The sequence below is a fragment of the Sphingomonas sp. IBVSS2 genome (genome assembly GCF_002127225.1).
GTDB lineage: Bacteria > Pseudomonadota > Alphaproteobacteria > Sphingomonadales > Sphingomonadaceae > Sphingomonas.
Genome location: NZ_NFUR01000006.1, coordinates 116,273 through 134,614, shown reverse-complemented (window position 1 = coordinate 134,614; position 18,342 = coordinate 116,273). Strand labels below are relative to the sequence as shown.

At 63.3% G+C, this 18,342-nt stretch carries 14 protein-coding genes and 1 tRNA gene; 5 read left to right on the top strand and 10 right to left on the bottom strand.

What is annotated here, in order from left to right:
- Positions 1-36 precede the first annotated feature (36 nt).
- From CAP40_RS17960 to CAP40_RS17940, 5 genes are all read left to right on the top strand, one after another.
- The gene (locus tag CAP40_RS17960; RefSeq protein WP_144034421.1) at positions 37-876 is read left to right on the top strand and encodes a hypothetical protein; all 840 of its coding nucleotides are present in this window, start codon (positions 37-39) and stop codon (positions 874-876) included.
- Positions 877-1,406: 530 nt separating this feature from the next.
- A complete protein-coding gene (locus CAP40_RS17955) occupies positions 1,407-1,715 on the top strand; it encodes a hypothetical protein (protein WP_086130926.1) in 309 nt (102 codons plus the stop codon).
- 77 nt (positions 1,716-1,792) lie between these two features.
- Positions 1,793-2,233: a hypothetical protein gene (locus CAP40_RS17950; RefSeq protein WP_086130925.1), complete on the top strand. Its 441-nt coding sequence runs from the start codon at positions 1,793-1,795 to the stop codon at positions 2,231-2,233.
- A gap of 94 nt (positions 2,234-2,327) precedes the next feature.
- On the top strand, positions 2,328-2,498 hold the full coding sequence (locus tag CAP40_RS17945) for an AlpA family transcriptional regulator (protein ID WP_086130924.1): 171 nt from the start codon (positions 2,328-2,330) through the stop codon (positions 2,496-2,498).
- A gap of 14 nt (positions 2,499-2,512) precedes the next feature.
- Positions 2,513-3,703, top strand: a complete 1,191-nt coding sequence (locus tag CAP40_RS17940; protein ID WP_086130923.1) for an integrase arm-type DNA-binding domain-containing protein — start codon at positions 2,513-2,515, stop codon at positions 3,701-3,703.
- A 163-nt stretch (positions 3,704-3,866) separates the two neighbouring features.
- On the opposite strand, the gene CAP40_RS17935 is transcribed toward CAP40_RS17940, so the two are convergent.
- The 10 genes from CAP40_RS17935 to CAP40_RS17900 all read right to left on the bottom strand — a co-directional run bounded on the left by CAP40_RS17935 (position 3,867) and on the right by CAP40_RS17900 (position 18,164).
- Positions 3,867-3,953: transfer RNA gene (locus CAP40_RS17935), tRNA-Leu, on the bottom strand.
- A gap of 159 nt (positions 3,954-4,112) precedes the next feature.
- On the bottom strand, positions 4,113-4,253 hold the full coding sequence (locus CAP40_RS20585; RefSeq protein ID WP_179188353.1) for a hypothetical protein: 141 nt from the start codon (positions 4,251-4,253) through the stop codon (positions 4,113-4,115).
- A 51-nt stretch (positions 4,254-4,304) separates the two neighbouring features.
- Complete coding sequence (locus tag CAP40_RS17930; RefSeq protein WP_086130922.1) at positions 4,305-5,186, bottom strand: hypothetical protein; 882 nt, start codon at positions 5,184-5,186, stop codon at positions 4,305-4,307.
- A gap of 67 nt (positions 5,187-5,253) precedes the next feature.
- Positions 5,254-5,592 (bottom strand): hypothetical protein, encoded by a 339-nt coding sequence (locus CAP40_RS17925; RefSeq protein ID WP_086130921.1) that lies wholly within the window; start codon positions 5,590-5,592, stop codon positions 5,254-5,256.
- Positions 5,593-6,013: 421 nt separating this feature from the next.
- The gene (locus CAP40_RS17920; RefSeq protein ID WP_086130920.1) at positions 6,014-6,238 is read right to left on the bottom strand and encodes a hypothetical protein; all 225 of its coding nucleotides are present in this window, start codon (positions 6,236-6,238) and stop codon (positions 6,014-6,016) included.
- A complete protein-coding gene (locus CAP40_RS17915) occupies positions 6,235-6,561 on the bottom strand; it encodes a zincin-like metallopeptidase toxin domain-containing protein (RefSeq protein ID WP_218822172.1) in 327 nt (108 codons plus the stop codon). The genes CAP40_RS17920 and CAP40_RS17915 overlap by 4 nt, the downstream gene beginning before the upstream one ends.
- 90 nt (positions 6,562-6,651) lie before the next feature.
- Complete coding sequence (locus CAP40_RS17910; RefSeq protein ID WP_144034419.1) at positions 6,652-6,891, bottom strand: hypothetical protein; 240 nt, start codon at positions 6,889-6,891, stop codon at positions 6,652-6,654.
- A 2-nt stretch (positions 6,892-6,893) separates the two neighbouring features.
- Positions 6,894-7,409 (bottom strand): hypothetical protein, encoded by a 516-nt coding sequence (locus CAP40_RS20255; protein WP_144034418.1) that lies wholly within the window; start codon positions 7,407-7,409, stop codon positions 6,894-6,896.
- Between the two features lie 289 nt (positions 7,410-7,698).
- Positions 7,699-8,097, bottom strand: coding sequence for a hypothetical protein (locus CAP40_RS17905; RefSeq protein ID WP_086130917.1), 399 nt, complete (start codon positions 8,095-8,097; stop codon positions 7,699-7,701).
- Positions 8,098-8,105: 8 nt separating this feature from the next.
- The gene (locus tag CAP40_RS17900) at positions 8,106-18,164 is read right to left on the bottom strand and encodes a LysM peptidoglycan-binding domain-containing protein (RefSeq protein ID WP_086130916.1); all 10,059 of its coding nucleotides are present in this window, start codon (positions 18,162-18,164) and stop codon (positions 8,106-8,108) included.
- Between the last annotated feature and the right edge of the window lie 178 nt (positions 18,165-18,342).

The window sequence follows — 18,342 nt, the reverse complement described above, 5'->3', positions numbered from 1 at the left end:
GGGCTTCTCAATCCGATGGACGCTCCGGAGAAGCTGATGGAATTCAGGCGGTCCAATTGGCACACGCTGCCCGACGATATGCGTCGCGAACTCCGCATCTGGCTCGCCATGCCTGGGTTCAGCATCCGCTATCACGTTGAGGCGCTCGGGCATGAGCCACGATTGGTGAAGCAGTTCATGGGAGCATATGAAGAGCTGAAAGACGAGGTGCTCGAAAACTGGGCTTCGGCTACCAAGGAAGACTGCATCAAGCTCGGCTATCTTCGCCCAGAAAAGGGCGATCTCCCCCTGATTACGAAACTGGAAATCCGCCGGGAGTACATGCGTGGCAGCCGCCAAAACGCAATCGCTGAGGAGTTCGGCGTCGCGCCGGCAACGGTGAACAAGCTGTGCTGGAGCCTGCCTGATGAGGTCGATCACCTGCCATCAGATCTCTATCGAGTCCTCGCCGACGATCGATACTTGAATGCGATGTCAAAGATGGATGCCGGACGGTTTCGTTTACCTCGTATCGGCGAGCATACGATCTGGCCCGAGAGCGCGGTTCCGCCTGAGATGCAGGCGCGCCTCGCGGAGATGATGGCGCGGGTGCCAGCTTACGAGGACCAGAAAGAACAGCAACCGGTCCCGTCAAATCTCGATCCGATCGATGAGGCAAAGTTGCTCGCGATGGTCGGGCGACTCCGCCCGACCATCGAGCCTTCCCGCGGCCGCACGCCAGTCCCGGAGATCGCGTCCGAGGAAATGGCGCGAATTATCGAACGGATGGTCCGGCTGCCGGTCTACGAGAGCGAGAAGACGCCGCAAACAACCCAGTCGCGCCACGACCCGGACGACCAGACAAGGGCGCTCGCGATCTTCGAGCGAGTTCGCTAACGTGCCAGCGTTCCCGAGACCGCTGACTTGCGTCAGAGCTCTCGCCCCAGGCGATAGCGATTTATTAAGGGGATGGCCGGGGGCCATACGGATGCGCGCGAAATGGAGCCGCCTCCAACTCTGCCCGCGTCAACAGTGCAAGCAGATCACTCTGCGGATCTCGCGAAAGAAGATCGCGTTGGACTATAATATAAGCCCCGCCAAATCGCCTCTATATACAACAAAAGATTTAAATAAGACTTATATAACCTAGTCACGATCTCTTAGTAAAAATTCTTCATCTGTATAGTAGAATGAGTGAAAGAACAGCTGGGCGCTACGGCCTTCATAAAATTGACGGGCGACAACCCAATGGCAGCGGCGGCCGGTCCGAATGCATTTTTTTGGCTGATAACTAGGTTATCCGTGTTTCTTCGAAGTGGCGCGGTTGACGCTGGACTCCAGGACTCTTACGTCACCCTTCGGACCGACCCGGCGCGCCAACGCCGAGCCGGTCCTGACCACCAACCGTCTTTACAGGAGACGACCGAATGGCTGCAGCAGCCCATAGCGCGCCCGATGGCGCGTGGAATACCCAATTCCAGAACTATCTGAACCTGATCCAACAGCTGGAGCATGCCGAGCCGCGTCAGCATGAACGGCTAGAGCGCGCTCGGGCGGAGGTGCAAGACGCCCTGCTGGACATGCCGGCGCCTACACTTACCGCAGTGTTGCAGAAGCTCGCGATCCTGTTCGAGGGCGAGCTTCACGGCCTCGATCAGGCGTCCGAGGAGCGCCGCCTGATCCTCGAGGACTTTGAGGGCCTGATCCAGGCCCAGAGCGCTCTGCTGGGCGCCTGATCCCCCGAATATCGCCACCTCGGCCGCCTGCTGCTTGCCAGCGGGGCGGTCGAGGTGCGAGTCCAGAAGGAACGATAATGCTCCCCACCTACATCGCGCAGGAGCTCGTGCGGCGCCTGTCGCCGGAGCGCATGCGCTCGCTCACCCGCGCCATCGGCCTTGACCCCGAACAGCAACTACCTGACCTGCAACCTCGCTTTCATATTGAGCGGGAGCTGACTGGCGCCATCGATTTCAACATGACGATCAGCATCCTCGGTGAGTGCCTGTCCGTCCCGTGCCGCTTGAGTTTCACCGCAGACCTCGCGGACGATACCGACGATCAGACCGGCGCACCGATCCGGGTGCTGGGTGCCATGCAGCAGCAGTTGCATGCACTATGCGCAACCGGTGAAGACGAACCGGTCTTCGAATGGCGACCGTTCGACCAGCGGCTCCTCCCCACTTCGGCGCTCTCCATGCTCGACGACCAGGTGGATGAGCTCGCCCGAGCCATGGAGGCCGGCCGACCCGAATAGAAAGGCGAAACCTAGCTTCGATGCCCGCGCGCTCTGGTTGCGCCTTGGCGCGTGGGTAAATGGCGAACTTCCCTGAACAGAAGAGGAAGTAGTTTTGGAACGTAAAGCTTACCGCGTGAACGAAGTGGTACTGTCTACCGGCCTCGGTCGCTCGACCATCTACAAGCTAATGGAGGAAGGAAAGCTCAGCCGGATCAAGGTCGGTTCGATCACGCTTATCCCTGCCGCTGACGTCGATGCGCTCTTGCAGCGCTGTGCCGCATAACGGGGAGCGACATCGTGGCGCTTTCAGTGAAGCAAATCGACGCCGCGCGTGCCGGCGACAAGGACTATAAGCTGTACGACGAGAAGGGTCTCTACCTTCTCGTCGCGAAGGCAGGCTCGAAGCGTTGGTACATGAAGTACCGCCATCTCGGGCCCGAGAAGAAGCTCAGCTTCGGCGCCTATCCCGAGGTCAGCCTGAAGATCGCTCGCGCCAAGCGCGATGAGGCACGGGCCCTGCTGGCCGACGGTAAGGACCCGCAACGGGAGAAGCAGGCGAGCAAGCTCGCAGCGCAGATGGAGGCAGCGAGCACCTTCAGCGCCGTCGCCAAGGAGTATATCGACATGCGCGAAGCAGAGGGGCTCGCCCTCAGCACCGTCGAGAAGACGCGGTGGCTGCTATCTCTTCTTCCCCCAAGCTTTCGGCAGCTCCCGGTCAGTGATGTCACAGCACCGATCCTGCTAACTGCCGTGCGGGAAATCCACGGATCAGGCCGGCGGGAGACTGCGCGGCGCCTGCGCTCGTTCGTCGGGCGGGTTCTCCAGTACGCCATCTTGACCGGACGGGCCCAGATCAATCCCGCTCCGATGCTGACCCGCGTGCTGGCTGCTCCGAAGGAGAAGCACCATCCGGCGATCGTCGATGACAGAAAGCTGAGCGCCCTCTTGAGGGCAATTGACGACTACCAGGGATACCCCTCGACGGGTGCAGCATTGAAGCTATCGCCGCACGTGTTCCAGCGCCCGGGGGAGATCCGGACGATGCGATGGGCGGACCTCGATTTCGGTCGGGCGCGCTGGAATATCCCTGCCGCCACTATGAAGATGCGGAGGGACCACAGCGTGCCGCTGTCGCGCCAGGCGCTCGAGATCATCCGATCTATGGATGCGGCCTCGGGCGGCACCGAGTTCGTATTTCCTGCCTTCCACTCGTTCCGGAAGCCGATCTCGGAGAACACGGTGAACCAAGCGCTCCGTCGGCTCGGATATGGCGGGGTGATGACCGCCCACGGCTTCCGGTCAACGGCCAGCACCTTGCTCAATGAGAGCAGGCGCTGGCGCCCCGACGTGATCGAACGCGCCCTGGCGCATGAGGAAAGGAACGCCGTCCGGGCGGCTTACAACCGCACTGACTACTGGGACGAGCGTGTCGAGATGATGCAGTGGTGGTCGGACCGTCTGGACGCGCTTAAAGCAGCAGCGAAGTGAGCCAAAACCATTTGGGGGCCCGCCGATTTCAGCGCCCCCAAATTGGCCCCCAACGCCTCGTGGTTAGAGCCAAATTCAGGCGAACGGCGGCGGACGGCCACTTCGAGTTTTTCGCTATTTTCCTGAGGCTTAACCCATCCGCGAATATCGCGGGATGGGGTAATGGTGCCCAGAAGAGGACTCGAACCTCCACGCCCTTGCGAGCGCCAGCACCTGAAGCTGGTGCGTCTACCAATTCCGCCATCTGGGCACGGGGTAGGCGAGCGCCTCTACGGGTGCACCTTTGGGCTGTCAACCGCGCCTGGAGCAAATTTCGTGCATCTCGCCATTTTTCCGGTCGGGCCCGGCGTGGCTTTCCAACTCCGGGAGGTGAGAAACCCCGATGCCCGTGCCATATGGCCAGTAAATCTCACTTCTCCTTGGCGTTACGTACCCCGCGCGGGCGCCCGTCCTGCACGCTGGCCGACTGGAACGTCCCGCCGGGGCCATTGGTGTAGTATGTGTTCTGCGCCGCGCTGCCCGCCACCGCATAGGTCACCTGCGCCTGCACCGCCCCGTCGAACCAGGCATAGCCGATCGTCGTCGTTGCACTCGGCGCGGCCTAGTAGCTATAGCCGTTCACATAGCGATAGCCGGTGCTCACCGACGAGGTCAGCGCCCCCAGCGCATAGCCGCTGCCGGCATCGTCCGAATAATAGTTGGTGGTGCTGGTGGTGACGAGGTCGTTGCCCTGTTTCTGGTAGACATTGTCCTGCCACACCCGCCCCTTGGCATCCCAGGCCTGGCCATGGTCGTAGAGGACCGTCCCGCCCTCCACCGAATCGATCTGGCGCGTCTGCCGCCCGAGCAGGTCGTAGAGATAGACCCCGCCGCCCATGTCCCGGTCGATCACGCCGGTCTCGATCAGCGATCCGGCGCCATTGTCCTGATAGCCCGACGCCGTGATCTGGACCGAGCCGAGATTGCCCAGGCCGTCATAGCTGTAGGTCTCCAGGCTCTGGCCGTAATAGCCCCGCTCCTGCAGCTGATAGTCGCCATTATAGCCCGGCTGCTCGACAGTGAGCTCATGGCCCAGCGCGGGGTCGAAGTCCGGATACCAGACCCAGACATTGACATAGCCGCTCAGCGCCTTGTCGCTCAGCGCCGTGCGCCGCTGCCCCGCCGCGTCATAGCTGAGGTCCACACCCCCGGCGCCCCGCACGATCCGACCGCCCGACAGCATCCCGCGATCCGTCACCACTCGGTTCATGCTGTCGTACCGATACCAGAACGTCGTCGACTGCGGCCCGTCCACCGTCGACACCGCGCCATCCCCGCCGAGCAACCTGTAGGCGTTGCTCTGCACGCGGATGTTGCCGTTCGCATCGTAGCGCCAGCTCACCGATGCGGCGGGCGCCACCCCATTGCCCGCCTCGCTCCATGTCACCAGCCGGTTCAGCGCATCATAGGTGGCGGTAATGTCGTCAAATTCGGCGTGGCTCACAGCGCGATATGCGCGAGTATATCCGACCGGAACCGTCTCTACGGCAACAGGACGCTGTTATTTAGGATTATGCTACGACAATGCCGCCATCTAAGCGCGGCGGGACCATGAGAGTAGTTTCCAGCAGGTCGTCTTTTGCGGCAATGACATAGAGGCACTCGCCTTCTTCAAAATCGCCCAAGGCGTTTTGAATGTCATCCACTGTCGTTTTGTCCTGGCGAACCGCAAGAGCATGCGGCCCGACCACCTTGGCGCCGATTCCAACCAGAGCTTTCTCGACAGCGACAGACCGCTCTGCCGAGCGCGCCGAGATGAAGATGAAAAGTTGCCCCGGCATGGCGAGCTTAAAATTCTCAATCGTCATCTCACCAACCTCCAATAGGACGAATACTTCCATCGCCTGCATTTGCCAGCCTAAACCGTATGGCGAATGTCCCTTCGCTATTCACAATCACCGAAGACCTTTGACCCAGCATCGAGAGTGCTGCCCGGTCTGCCGCACTCGGTTGGACTGCGAGAAAACCTGACCCAGGCTGGGTATGCAGAATAAGACGTGAGTTCAAAGGAATTTCGCCCATCTGCGGCCCAAGCTCGCGGAGGAAAAGCTGGCCGGACGCTCGATCTCTGAAAAACGCCACCTCATTGCCGCCGGCCCTTGAAGCTGCCGCAATGTCTTGAACGCCGAACTGCCCTCGACTGACTGGAAGAGTGCCGCCAGCTTCGCGGATTTGATTGAGTAGTAGGCTCTCACCTTGGCCTGCGACGGCTGGGCCTTCTGTGGCAATCCTCACTCCAGCTGTCTCTGCGGCAACAGAGCAGCCGCTAAATCACGGGCCTTCCATCAAGCGCGCCTCAGCACTGTTTTCATCGACGATGACGACGATTGGACCGTCGATCAACGTCCCCTGAGGACTGAAAAGATCATAGATCACGTTCCATTCGCCGGGATACCTGGTGCTCGCCTTTGCTTCCACGAAGGCCATCCTGTGACCCTTTTTGTCCATGGTCTCTAAGAGACTGTCCGCCGCAGCGCGGGCTTCGTCTTCGGTCATCGTATCCCTCCCACGGCATAGATATAGTCGACAGCGTGCGTTCGCTGTTCAGGTGTAAGCGCACCCCACCTCTTTGGCGAGTTCTCTAGCGCGTCAAACACATACTGCTCCTTGGCAATCCGCCCTTGGGCAGAATACGCTTCCGGCCCGAGCTTTCGATACTGAATGTAGTGATTTAGCTCGTGCCAAACCTCATATTCAGTGGGATTGCTCTTAAGAGCCAAGCGTCCATTCACGGCGTCGAAGCCGCCCGCCTTTCCGAGCGGAAGGAACTCGTCACCAACCTGCAAAGTCACGCCGCGCCTGCCGAGATAGCCCTCCAAGCGACCGAGCTTAGTCGTGTCGTAAAGCACACCGCCAAGGCGACCTTCAATAAAGTCAGTTGTCCCCTTTGCGGCAATGAAACTGCGATGTTATACGCAATCATCCAAGTATGCGGCAGTTTCGATCAGGCGTTCCTTGATTGCCAGTGTATCAAAAAGGAACTCCCCTCCTTCGGGACGATACATTGCCAACATTTCGACGGTCTGCTGCAAATAATCATCCGATGGAAACTGGTCATCGAGAGCAACTTCGATCTCGTTCGCCGACTCAATCGACGTGTCGCTCCCTGACACGAAATTTTCGATCAAGGCTTTCAGATTTTCGTTCACTGCTACCTCGGCTTTGGGTTGATCACGGTGATTACACGCTGGCCTGTCGCCTCGTCTACTATGACTCGCGGCCTTCCAGGAAGGGTAGGGTTCTCAATGGTAAGAGTGCCGCCCTGAGGATGATAGCTTCGTTTGACAGCGATGCCACCGTCCAACACAGCGTCTATTTCCCCTGGCGTCATAGCTATTCGGCCGCCAGGTGGATTCACCATTCGGTCAGCCGCATGAAACATGATTTGGCGACCACCTGGCGTTGTCGTTGTTCCAAGCAATTGCTGGGTCGCAAACTCCCCGTCAAAGACAACCGGCAGGGCTGTTCTCCCCCTCTCTGCGGCACCTACCGCAGCTTCGGTCCTGGTTAGGGTAGTGGCACGCCCCGCGCCTCTTAGCGCGAGAAGCTCCGCCGCGATCATGGTCGTGTCGAAGGCGCCTTCCCCGGCCTGACCGTAGTTGCTGGTCGCCAACCCGTCGATCACGTTGCCAGCGCCCATACCAGCCGCGGGGACCAGCTCGGCCATGCCGATCGCCATCCCCCATGCGCGTTGGCCATTGCGCCACGACACCCCCGGATCCACCCCAATTCCGCCCGACACATGCCTTTTATCTTGCGTCTCCTCCCATGCCCCCCGCCAGCACCCCATGCCCCGGACAACCAGCGGCTAAAGAAGGAGGATAATTCAGAAGCTTAGCATCAACCCGGCACCAAAACGGCACCGGGCATTCGCACCCCAGTGCCGTCCATCACCCTAAATAACGATGTGCAGACAATGGCTTACGACACGACAGTGCCAGCCCTTCATCTTGCTTTCAGGCCGCAACAGCTCTCCCCGGCGGTTCAGGGTTGCCCTCCGTCCAGTTCCAGCCCGTGGCATCAGCGATCACGTCCTCAAAGTCACACGATGCCGTCACAAAACGCCCCTCATCTCGGAGGCTTTTGACCAGTGTCGCGACCCCAGATTGGAAGTCAGCGAGTTGATCCGGAACCTGCTCCAAAGTACCCAGCTCAACATAATAGCGTGAGCATTCGATAAACTCGTAGGGCACCTTAGCCTGAGAAGATGGATCGAAGTTCTCGTTCTCATACACAGGGTATTCTACCCTGATATCTGCAAAGGCGTCACCTGCCGCATCGTCCAAAGCCGCTTCGAGTTTTCCGATATCGTCGTCAGTATCGACGTATAGTTTGCAGTAATACGGGTCTGGCATGATGCCTCCTAAAATCCAAATGCGAGCGGCGTTTGGGGTCCGTTATCAAACACTCCCCCGCCTCGGATCACCGATATCTGCACCTTGTTTTGTGGCACATTCAAGGTGCGCGATATCGTCCCCCGTACTCCCCTCAATCCGGCTTCACCGGTCTGTATTCTACCATCACGGATCGCAATATCCCTAGTCCGCGACAACGCGCTGCCAGCCCTAGGATTCCCAAAGCTTTGGGTGATCAGTTCGTCAAATCTGTCGGGCGACACGCGGATGCCAAAGTCGATATCAGACCCGGCTCTTGCAGTACCACCAGAGCGGGAGCCCATCACGAAGATGTCGTCGCCGTAACCCAAAGCGCCGACCTCGGCCCGCACCTTGCCGGATACAACGTCAAAGGTTCGCGGACCCATGCCCTGCGGAATTCTCAGCCCAAGACGGGGAGCGCCGAACGCGGTAGTCTCTGCGGCCCCGACCGCAGCCTCAGCCCTTGTGAGGGTGGCAGCACGCCCCGCACCTCTCAGCGCGAGAAGCTCCACCGCGACCATGGTCGTGTCGAAGGTGCCCTCTCCGACCTGACCGTAGTTGCCGGTCGAGAGCCCGTCGATCACGTTGCCAGCACCCATGCCGACCGCGGGGACCAGCTCGGCCATGCCGATCGCCATCCCCCATGCGCGTTGGCCATTGCGCCACGACACCCCCGGATCCACCCCAATTCCGCCCGACAGCTGCAGCATCACGTCCGCGGTCAATGCCAGCTGGTTGCTGACGAATGCTCCGCGCCCTTCCGACGTGGCCAGCCATCCGAATCTATTGCCAAACCCCTGCGCGATCCCGCCCAGGAAAGTCGTCGGCACATCGGCCGAGCCAGCAGACGCGGCCACGAGCGCGGTCGTGATCGTCGCGCCGCCGCCGAGTGCATAGGACTTGCCGTCCGCGATGTTCACATGGTCGCCGAGATAGTCCTCGCTCCGCGCGTCATACCATTCGCGGTGCAGGATGCCATCGACCGTGCGGTCGATCGAATACAGGCCCCCGCCTCCCGACCGCGTGATGACCGAACGCGCCTGGGCAAGCGCCTTGCCGGCGAACCTCCCGCCTTGCAGCTGCCGGACCGGCGAGTAATAGCCTTGCCCGACGGAGTAATAGGTCCTGCCGCCTCCGTAGCGCCTCCCTGTCACCACGATATTGGCGCCGGTATCCGCTATGGCTGCGTTGCTGCCCGCCGAAGCCGATGAACCGGACGAACCGGTCAGCGGAGCCAGCGAGGGCCCGGCAAAGCCCGGCAGGTCCGAAAGCGGAGCGCCGGTGAGCGCCAGCTCCCCGACATAGGCGGGCACGCCGACCTGCCCTGCGGCCCTAGGCCCGTCGAATCCAGCGGGCGGCGTGTCGGCAAGCCTATCGGCAAGCAATCCCCCGACAGTCTGCGCGATGATATCGGGCAGCGCCGCCAGGATGTTGTCGCCAAAGTCAGTGCCGTCGATCAGGCTGCGCGTCGCGGCGTTGGCGAGGCCGCCGGCGGTGTTCTTCACCACGTCGCCCGCGAAGCCGCCCAGCCTGCTCGCCCCCGCCAGCCCCGCGCCCACGCCCGCCGCCGCCACGCCCGCAAAGTCGAACCGCCCCTGCAGCCCGGTGGCCACCCCGATCCCCTGCGAGAGCGTGCTCCCGATCATCGCCCGCGCCGCCTGGCCCAGCGGCGTCGTGCCCACGCCGATCTTGTCGAACGCGCTCCTGCCGCCCAGCCCCTGGAGTTCGCGGCCCAGGCCCGCCGTCACCGCCGAGCTCACCCCTGCCATCGCCAGCCCCTTGAAGTCGAAGCTTTGCTGCGCCCCCGTCGCGATCGCCACCCCCTGGCCCGCCGCATTCGCCATCAGGCCGCCCAGCACGATCCCCTCGAACGACTTGAAGAACGGCGACAGCTGCGGCAGCGCAACCGTCACCGCGATCGAGACGATCGCCGCCAGGATCGCCCCGAGCGCGCCGCATTTGTTGCCCTTCTGGGTCGGCCTGGGGTTGGTGGGGCTGAGGCTGCCCAGCGCCTCGGCCGGGTCATAGGGCTTGAACGTCGCCGCGCTGTTCGAGCTGCGCACCACCCCTGCCGGGATCGTCAGCCGCTGCCCCGCCACCAGCGTCGCCGAGGCCGACAGCCCGTTCGCCTCCGCCAGCCGATACCACAGCCCCGCATCCCCCCAGAGCTGCGCCGCCACTCCCTCCAGCGTCTCCCCGCCCTGCGCCTCGTAGCTCCCGCCCGCGCCACCCTGGCTGAAGCTCGTCAGCGCCCGGTACGCCTCTCCGAACACCGCGCGCCCGCCGCCCGTCAGCGCGCCGTTCCGGAACGCTCCCGTCCCCGACACCGCCTGCCGGCTCGCGATCGAGCTCAGATACGCCGCATCCACATTGTCGTTCGTGACATTGCCCATCTCCCGCCCGTTGAACCGGTACCAGAGCTGGTGCGGATCCCCCAGCGACGCATTGTTGTCCGTCTCGTCCCGCCGCAGCACCTGCCCCGTCGCATCCAGCACGAACCCCACCCCGCGCGGCCGCCCGTCGGCGATGCTGGCGCTCGTCGTCAGCCCGCCCGCGCTCAGCGCATAGCTGGTGTTCCACTGCACCGACGTGTCGCTCGCATTCGGGCGATACGCCACCGACGACTGCACCGCCCCGTCCCACCATTCGAACCCGTTCGCCGTCACCGTATCCGGCGCCGCCGCGTCCGAGCCGTTCTTCCAGACGTTGCTCGTCGTCGAGACCAGCGCCCCCAGCGCATAGCTCGCCTGGCTCCCCGCGTCGTAGCGATTGGCGATATAGCTCACCAGCAGGGTGCTGCCCTGCCGCGTCGTCTGCGTCTCGCTCGTCACCTGGCCCTTGGCGTTGTAGACGATCGCGCTGCGGCTGTACGCCACCGTCGTCCCGTCATTCTCATAGTCGCTCTGGCCGACCAGCCGCCCCTGCAGGTCATAGTCGAACGCCGCCCGCTTCACCGCCGCACCGAACGTCCCGTTCGGCGTCACCGTCGTTCCGCCATTGGCGCTCGCCTGCTCCGACGATACCCAGACCTGCGCCAGCTGCCCATCGGCATTGTACGTATAGGTCTCGACCACCTGGCCCGAATAGACCGCGCGCCCCGACGGCACCCAGTTATACCCCTGCCATTCGTACATCGACGGATCGTCCGCCAGCACCACCTGCCCCGAGCCCGGGCTCGTCGCCCGCCAGCCCCGCCATTCCAGCCCGTCCGAGTACGTCGTCACCCGCACCCGCTGCCCCGCCTGGTCATAGGCGATCCCAACACCGCCCCCCTCCACCATCCGGTTCATGCTGTCGTAGCGATAGACGTCCGCCTTCGTCGCCACGAACCCCAGCGCCACGCCGTTCTGGTCCAGATAGCGGAAGCTGCTGTTGGTGCGCATGACGTTGGAATTCGCGTCATATTGGTAGGTGGAGCTGGCCGGCGGGGTGATCGAAGGCGTGTCCCCCGCCTCGCTCCATGTCACCAGCCGGTTCAGCGCGTCATAGGTGGCGGTGGCATTCTGGATGACCACGCCGGCGCGGGTGCCATATTCGGTGAGCTTGTTGCCGATCAGGTCGTAGGTGGAGCTCTGGGTGGTGGTGATGCCGCCCGCGCTCGTGCTCATCGTGCCGAGCTGGCCGTTGCTCAGCCAGGTGTAGCTCGAACTCTCCGTCCCGTGCGCGCCGGTGATGGTGCGGCTCGTCATCCGGCCGGCCCGGTCATAGCCGGCGGTGGTGACATGGCCGCCCAGATCGGTCTTGCTGGTCAGCCGCCCGAACTGGTCGCTGCTCGAGACCGAGGTCATGCCATTGGCATAAATGGTGGTCGCGACCCAGCCGCCGAAGCTCCCCATGCCCGTGGTGGCCAGGCTGCCGTTCCACGCATAGCTGGTCGAGGTGGTATCGCCGCCGAACGCAACCTGCAGGGTGATGCGGCCGAGCGCGTCATATTGCGTCCGTTCGCGCCCCGCATAGCCGGTGACATTGTTCCACTGGCCGATCCGCTGGCCCAGCACGTCATAGGCATAGGATTGCACCAGCGTGCCCGCCGCCGTCGCCGGCCGCGTCACCTGGATCAGGCGGCCGAGCTTGTCATAGGCCATGGCGGTATAGCGGTTGAGTTCGTCCCATGCGCCCGTGCGGTCGCCGAACACGTCATAGCTGTTGTTGACGATGCCGCCGTCCGGATGCCATTCGCGCACCACCAGCGCTTCGCTATCGCCATAGCCGGTGCCCGCCAGCAGCTGGCGCGTGGTCTTCACCCCCGAGCCCGTCTCCACGCTGTTGGCGTCCTGCGTCCCGATCAGCCGCCCCGATATGTCGTAGAACATCCGCTCCGTCGGGCGGACATTGGACCGGATCTCGCCATTCTCCATCGTCGCCGAGACGACCGGCCGCTGGATCTGGATGACCCGGCCCATGGCGTTGTAGCTATAGTCGGTCTGCCGGCCATAGGCGTCGGTTTCCCAGGCCAGCTCGCCGAACGCGGTATAGCCGCGCCCCGTCGCGATGGTCTGCGCCGCCCCGCCCATCGCCGTGCGGCGGAGGATCTGCACCGCCTGGATCGCCTGGCCGCGCCCGTCATACACCGTCGCGCTCGCCGTCACCGTGCCGCCCGCGATCCGCCCGATCGCATCCGCCTGCGACATCCCCGACAGATCGGTAACCCCGTCGCTCTCCAGGCTCAGCGTCTGCCGGCCGGCCTGGTCATAGCCATGGATCCGCCACACCCCGTCGCCCGCGTTCGAGCGGATCAGCCGGCCGCCATTGTCATAGGCGAACTGCTCCTGCCAGCCGCCATTGGTGCCGCGATCGGTGATCTCGCCGAACGCGTTATAGGCCATCCGGGTATAGCTGACTTCGCTCCAGCTGCCGCCCGAGACCGTGTTCACCGCCTGGCGCACGATATTGCCGGCCAGGTCATATTGGTAGGAAATGCCTTCGACGACCGTGGTGCCGTTGCCGACCGCGCTGCCGTTGCCGAGTTCGCGCGTGTAATATTCCCCGATCTTGCGCCCCGCCGCGTCATAGACATAGCTGCGCGTCTGGCCGAGCGCGTCGACCGTGCCGGCGAGCCGCCCGGCGCCGTCGTAAAGGTTGGTGGTGATCCGGTCGTTGCCCGAGATGTAATAATTGCCCTGCCGCGTCACGGTCAGCTGGCCCAGGCCGTTATACTGGTAGCGCACCGTCGGATTGACGTCCCCGCCCGGCGTCGCGAACGTCTGCCGCATCTCGAGGCTCAACCGCCCGGCATTGTCGTAGCTGTAGAGCGTGACGTCGCCCGTCGCCTCGGTCTTCGACTTCACCTCGCCCAGCGCGTTGTAGGTATAGCGGATCAGCGACGTGCCGCTCGCGCCCGACAGCTGGCCGTTCGCCAGGTTCAGCGACCACGCCTCCACCCCGCTCCGGGCCTCGGTGAGCCGCCGGCCCATCCGGTCATAGCTGAACTCGGTGACCCGGTCGGCGGTGGACGTCGCGGCGCTGTAGCCGGAGGTCGAGACGCCGCTCGCCTGCCCCGCATATCGCCGCTCGGACAGGACATTGCCCTCCGCGTCATAGCTCCAGCTCGTCGCATAGGATGCGCCGTCCACCTGCGCGATCCTGCGGTCCAGCACGTCGTAATAGCTGTAGACCATGGCACCGTCCGGCCCGGTCGTGCGCACCACATTGCCCACCACGTCATAGTCGTAGCTCGTGGTCAGCGTCGCGCCCGTCGCATGGACGTAGCTGCTGCCGTTCCAATAGCCATAGGACTGGCCGGTGACGCTGCGCGTCTTCAGCCGATCGGCATTGTCGTACGTATTGACCGTCTCGCGGTAATTGCCGTCCGCCGGCGCGGGCGGCGTCCCGCCCGCCGTGCCGGGCAGCGCGACCAGCGCCGCATAGGTGCGGCTGCGGATCAGGTTGCCCCCCGCATCATAGGCGAAGGTCGACAGCACGCCCTGCGGATTGCCGGCGCTGCCCGTCTGCACCACCGTCGCCACCCTGCGGTCCAGATCGTCATAATAGACGAGCGTGCGCGCACCGTTCGCATCGATCGTCTCGACCCGGTTGCCGCGCGTGTCGTAGCGATAATATTCGGTCGGCGTGACGGTGGTGGGCGACAGCCCCACCGCCACCGCCTCGCCCCATTTCGACGTCAGCCGGTTCGCCTTGTCATAGGCGAACCAGGTGTCGCGCTGCTCGGCCAGGCCGTGCGCCTCGATCCGGTGCACCACATTGCCGCGCGCGTCATATTCATAGAGGTTGCGGTAGTAACCAGTCGCGACCTCGTTCCCGTAGGAATCATGGACAGGCGCGACTATGAATTCGAAGCGTAGCAACCCCCGCCGATAATATTCGTATAGGGTGACCCCGCCGAGCTTGTTCACGAAAGAGGTGCGGTTGCCGAACGCGTCATAGCCGCTCGTCTCGACCCCGCCCTCGGCATCGGTGGTCGTCACCACCCGGCCGAGCTTGTCATAGGCGAAGCTGGTCGTGGCTCCTGCCCGCGTCACGCTCGCCACTTCGCCGAACACCGTATAGCTGGTCGTGGTCGCGTAGTTCAGCGCATCGACCACCGACGTCACCCGGCCCGCCTGGTCGTAATAACTATACGTGCTGAAACCCCGCGCGTTGATCGTCCGCGTCACTTCGCCGAACGCGTTATATTCGAACACCGTCGGCGAGCCGTACGCATTGGTCTGGCGGATCACCCGCCCCGCATGGTCATATTCGAAACTGGTCGCATGGGCGTTGGGGTCGCTGACCTCCACCAGGTCGCCCAGCCCGTTATAGGCATAGGTGGTGATCGCCTGCTCCGCCGTGCCATAGGCCGCATAGACCGACGCCTTCCGCCCCGCCGCGTCATAGGTGTAGTAGGTCCGGCTGTCGTCCTGCCCGCCCTCCGACAGAATGTCCCACGCCAGCAGGCCCGTGGCATAATAGTAGAAGCGCCGCGATTGGCCTTCATTGGTGGTGGTGAGGGTCAGGCGGCCGTTCGCATCATAATAGCTGTTGGTGCCCGCCCATTGCCCGCTGAGCGCACCGTCGACGGTGTAGATCGTCCAGCTGTCATTGGCCGAAACGGGCGTGTCCCAACGGGCGCTGAAGCGCACCCTGCCGGCGCCGTCATAGTCGTTGCCGGTGATATAGCCTTCCGCGTCGACAGTGTAGCGCAACTCCCCCGTCGCATTGTAATAATAGCGGGTGATGCGATCGCCCGATGTGGTGGTACCGCTCGCCCAGGCGTCCATGTCGCCCAAGCTCGGCAGCGATCCGGTCGGCCGCGCCGTGGCATATTCGACCTTGCGGATGACCTGACCCCTGGCGTCATAGGTCAAGCCAACCACCGCGCCGGCGGCATCGATCGAATAGGCCAAGCGGCCCGCATTGTCGTAGGCCGCCCAGCCCGTGCGGTTGGCGGGATCGCTCGCCAGCGCGGCGACCGCGGCCTTCACGCTCGCATAGCTGTAACTCGACAGCGCGCCGAGCGTGCCGGCATAGCGGGTGGTCTGGCGCACCAGGCCGATGGCCGCCGAGCTGCTGCCATAGCCATATTCGGTGACCTGCCCCAGCGCATCGATCGTGAAGCGCAGCAGGTCCTGCCCGTCATAGACATAGCGCACCGAGCGGTCGCTCGCGCTGGTGCCGGCGCTGTCGATCAGGCTCTGGAAGCTGCCCGATGCCCGTAGCGCCGCATTGGTGATGTTCGCATAGGCGATCTCCTGCACCTTGCGCCCGGCACCGTCATAGAGGGTGCGCGTGAGATAGCCTTCGCCATCGAGCGCGCCGATCTTGCGGCCGGCCTTGTCGTAGAAGATCCGCGCGACGCTGTCCTTGCCGTGCGCCGCCGGCAGCCAGGCGCTGGGGCCGTTCACCTTGAACGCGTCGAGCTGCCCGCTGCTCAGCTTGTTGGCATAGCCGGTCGTCTTCACCAGCCGCCCGGACGCATCATATTCATATGCCGTGACCGAGCCGTCGCCCTCGATCGCCTCGATGACCCGGCCTTCCTTGTCGTAGACCGACCAGGTCCAAAGATCGGCGCCATTGGGACTGGGCCGGATCGAGGCCATCTCGACGTTGGAATTGAGATCGGCGACCTGCGCCATTCCGCCGGTCCAGAGCATGTAATGGATGGTCGCGATCAGCCGGTCATTGGCGTCGTAGCGATATTCGGTGGTCTCGCCATTCTCGACGATATCGGCCACCTTCCGGCCGGCCTTGTCGTAGAGATAATAGAATTTCCGGCCGGTCGCGTCGGTCGTCATCCGCAGCCGGCCATTCTTGTCATAGCCGTATTGCGCCGTGCCGCCCTCTACGAACGCACCGCTCTCGGTGGAGCTGACCAGCTCGCCCGCCTTGTTGTAGGTCGAGGTCTGGACGAAGCCATTGCCCAGCGTGACGATCGTCTGCGTCGAAGCATCGTTGAACACGATGCTCGTCGTCCCGCCATTGATGTCGGTCTTCGCCGTTACACGGCCCAGGCCGTCATAGGCGTAGATCTCGCTGTTCCTGCCCGCAACGACTGAGGACAGCAGCCGTCCGGCAGTATCGTACGTAAAATATTCGTGCGTATAGCCGTCGGCGACCGAAGGATTGCCGCGACTATAGGAAGCGCCATAGCTGACCCGCTGCGACAGGTTCCCGCGCGCGTCATAGGCGAACACGACGCTTTCGATCTGGGTCTGATCCGCGGTGTAGTTCGCCCAGTTCTCCAGCTGCGCTTCACTGAGCGGAGTACTCGAATCCAGGCCGGTCAGGTCATATTTCGTCCGATATTGGCTGGTCAGCCAGTTCTGGCCCAGGCTGTTGTAGAAATACTCGGTCACGTCGCCTTCCGCGCTGATCGCGAAGCGCAGCCGGTTGGCGCTGTCATAGGCATAGCGGGTGGAGCCGGTCCCCGACCGGGTTTCGATGAGCAGCTTGTTGCCCGGACCGAAGACGCGCTCGGTGACATTATCGAGCCGGTCCATCGCGAAGACGACATTGCCCCAGCTGTCATGGGTATAAGTGGTGGTCTGCCCGGCGGGATCGGTGACGACGCTGAGGTTCCCGTCCTCGTCATAGGTGAACATCACCGTCTGCGGCGCGGCGCCCGCCGAGGCCGGTGGTGCCGTGATCTGGGTCAGCGCCCCGGCATAGTTATAATGGAGGGTGGTCGCCTGGCCGGCGGGATCGGTGACGACCGTATAGTCCGCGCCATAGGCGATGCTCGTGGTACGGGTATCGCCCGCCGCGACGGTCTGGCTGAGGCTGGTGACGCGGTTGGCGCCATCATAGCCGATCGCGAGGTAGGAACCGTCGGTCTCGCTGATCGTCGCGACCAGCTTCGAGCTGCCGTGATAGCTGTAATAGGTCGAATAGACCGCGCCGCCGCTGGTCAGCTCGGTATCGACCCGGCTCAGCCGGTCATAGCCGTCGTAATAATAGCGAGTAAGCGTGCCGTCGCCCGAGTTGACCTCGGTGATATGGTTGCCGCTCCAGGTGTAGGTGAGCGTTTCGCCATTCGCGGTGGTGATCGAGGTGAGCTTGTCGCCGGTATAGCCATAGGTGAGCGCGTTGCCGCTCGTGTCGCTGACCGTCGACAACCGATACCATGGGCTCGGGCCGCCGGCGGCATAAGTCTCGACGGTGCCGGTATCGCCGTCCGTCCAGCGAAAGACCGAGCCGTCCCAGGTAATCTTGTCGTGGACGCCGCCGCCTTCGGTGGTGACATAGGCGGAACCGCTCCAATAGTAGATGATCTCCGACCCGTCCCCCAGTTGGTGCGTGACGGAGCTGCCCCAGCTATTCGCCGTGCCGTTGAGGCTCACTGCGCGCTGGGTGCTCTGGCGCCAGTTGTCGCCATTGTCGTCACTCTGGTTGCCGAGGCTGTTATAGGTGCGGCTGACTCCCGCATCGGGGCCGCGGCCGACCAGGAACTCGTCCCGCTGGCTGATCAGCAGATTGCCGTTCGCCGCGTTGAGGAATATCTGTTCGCCGCTCCGCCCGAAACCTGCCGAGCCCAGCAGGCCCGACGAACCCAGCTTGCTTCCCGAACCGCGCTCGAATCCCGTCCCGGCGCCCGTGAAGATCGCAACCATCCATTCCCCCACAGCTCGATGCGGAGCACGGAATGCACCGCTCGATAGGAGCAATCGGCGGAATCTCGCTTTTGTTTAGCTACGGCGCAAAATTTCGGCCGGGCCCCGGGGGGAGGGTGCGTGCTGGATCAGGTCCCGCACGCAGCCGCGAACCTGGACGGCAGCCAACGACCCGATA